The organism is uncultured Methanobrevibacter sp. (genome assembly GCF_900316895.1).
Classification (GTDB): domain Archaea; phylum Methanobacteriota; class Methanobacteria; order Methanobacteriales; family Methanobacteriaceae; genus Methanocatella.
Genome location: NZ_ONER01000107.1, coordinates 1 through 2,153, shown reverse-complemented (window position 1 = coordinate 2,153; position 2,153 = coordinate 1). Strand labels below are relative to the sequence as shown.

Here is a 2,153-nt window from a genome sequence, read left to right as displayed (position 1 = left end):
TAATTTATGAACATATTTAAAACTCCTGAAGGATACTTATATTCAAATAGGGCATTACTTGCTCTATTCATTCCTCTTTTAATAGAATATGGGCTTGAATTCTTTGTAGGATTTGCCGATTCAGTAATGGTAGCTTCATTAGGTGAAGCGGCAATTTCTGGAGTTTCTCTAGTTGACTTTTTAGTTCAGCTTCTTATTTTTTCATTTTCAGCCCTTGCAACGGGTGGTGCTGTTGTAGCAGGACAATATTTGGGCGACAAACAGATTGACAAGGCACGAAATTCTGCAACCCAGCTTGTTTGGTTTTCAACTATTCTATCAACAGTTTTAATGATATTGGTAGTTTTGTTAAGGCACTTCCTGATTGGAATCCTGTTCGGCCAAATCGAGGCGGACGTTTGGGCAAATGCAGATATGTATTTGTATATTGTTGCACTTTCAATTCCATTTCTGGCCATTTATAATGCAGGTGCTGCAATTTTTAGAACAACCAACAATGCAACCATTCCAATGAAAATCCTACTCATTTGTGATGTATTGAATGTTGTCGGAAATGCATTTTGCATTTACTATTTGGGATGGGATGTTCGGGGAGTAGCTATTCCAACCGTGATATCAAGGGCATTGGCCGCTGTTTTGATAATGCATTTTGCCGTGGACGATAACTATAAATTACATATTAAAAAGACTTTAAAACATAAGTTTGACTTTGTTATACTTCGAAAGGTATTGCATGTCGGCATTCCATATGGTATTGAAAACGGACTGTTCCAATTGGGCAGAGTTCTGGTTTTAAGCATTGTCTCAACGTTCGGAACCATGGCAATAGCTGCAAACTCAGTTGGTTATGCTATTGGAATATTTTCGGTTCTTCCGGGATTTGCCATTAATCTGGGTCTAACTGCAGTGATATCTAACTGTGTCGGGGCAAATGACTATGAACAGGCTAGATATTACAATAAGAAATGCCTGATTATTGTAGTCATTTCACATATAGTCATAAATCTCATCATATTTGCAGGTCTGCCTTTGATTTTGGGCATATACAACCTCTCGGCCCAAACTGCAGTCATGGCTAGTGAAATGATAATATGGCACGGCATTTTTGCAATAATAATATGGCCATTGTCATTTACCATACCTGCAACATTCAGGGGAGCAGGAGATTCAAAATCAGTGATGTATATCAGTTTGGCCGTAATGTTTGTATGCCGAATCGGCCTTTCATATGTAATCGCCGATTGGATGGGAATTGGAGTGTTCGGAACCTGGATTGCAATGTTCATCGACTGGTATGTGAGGGCAGGAATTTATATTTACAGATATTTCTCAAATAAATGGACAGAATATAGGGTGGTTTAAATAAGAGCAAAAATAACATACAAGAACACACATACATTTAGCAAAAAGCAGCTTCAGGATTTGTTTTTATCTGTAGAATGGTCTTCAGGTCATTTTCCGGAAAAGCTGGTTATTGCAATGAAAAACTTTGAAACTGTTTATTCCGCATGGGATGAGGATAAGCTTGTTGGAATGATTTGTGTAATGGATGATGGGATAATGAATGCTTATGTGCATTATCTGCTGGTCCATCCTGATTATCAGCTAAAGGGAATAGGAAAAGAACTTGTTGAGAGGGTTAAAAATCATTATAAGGATTATATGAGAATTGTAGTTGTTGCGTATGATTTGGAAGCGAAATTTTATGAATATTGCGGATTTGAAAAGGCAGAGGATGCAAGCCCGATGTTCATAACTGAATTGTGGACATAGAATGATTGAAAACAGTGAAATTATATAAACAATTGGAATAGGTGAATTATGGTTCTATTTAGAGGAGATATCAAGTGCAAAAGCTTGCAGAGACGTACATCCATCAGCGTAATATTGCCTGCAGACAATATTCACTTCCTGCAGGATACAGAAGAGATTGTTCCAAAGCCTTACAGAACACTGTATCTGCTTCACGGACTGTACGGCAGTGATGACATATTTCTTGCAAACACCTCCATTCAGAAGTTTGCGGAAGACAATGGGATAGCAATTGTAATCCCTTGTGGTGAAAACAGTTTTTATGTTGACAATCCTAAGGCTCATGCCTATTATGGTGAATATGTGGGTCAGGAACTTTTGGACATTACAAGAAACATTTT

At 37.8% G+C, this 2,153-nt stretch carries 2 protein-coding genes and 1 pseudogene; all 3 read left to right on the top strand.

The window, feature by feature from the left end; all coding sequences use genetic code 11:
- Window positions 1–6: 6 nt before the first annotated feature.
- Complete coding sequence (locus tag QZN27_RS09045) at window positions 7–1,362, top strand: MATE family efflux transporter (RefSeq protein ID WP_296786676.1); 1,356 nt, start codon at window positions 7–9, stop codon at window positions 1,360–1,362.
- A 60-nt stretch (window positions 1,363–1,422) separates the two neighbouring features.
- Window positions 1,423–1,773: a GNAT family N-acetyltransferase gene (locus QZN27_RS09040; RefSeq protein WP_296786673.1), complete on the top strand. Its 351-nt coding sequence runs from the start codon at window positions 1,423–1,425 to the stop codon at window positions 1,771–1,773.
- Between the two features lie 48 nt (window positions 1,774–1,821).
- Window positions 1,822–2,153, top strand: a pseudogene (locus tag QZN27_RS09035) (acetyl esterase); the annotation flags it as partial.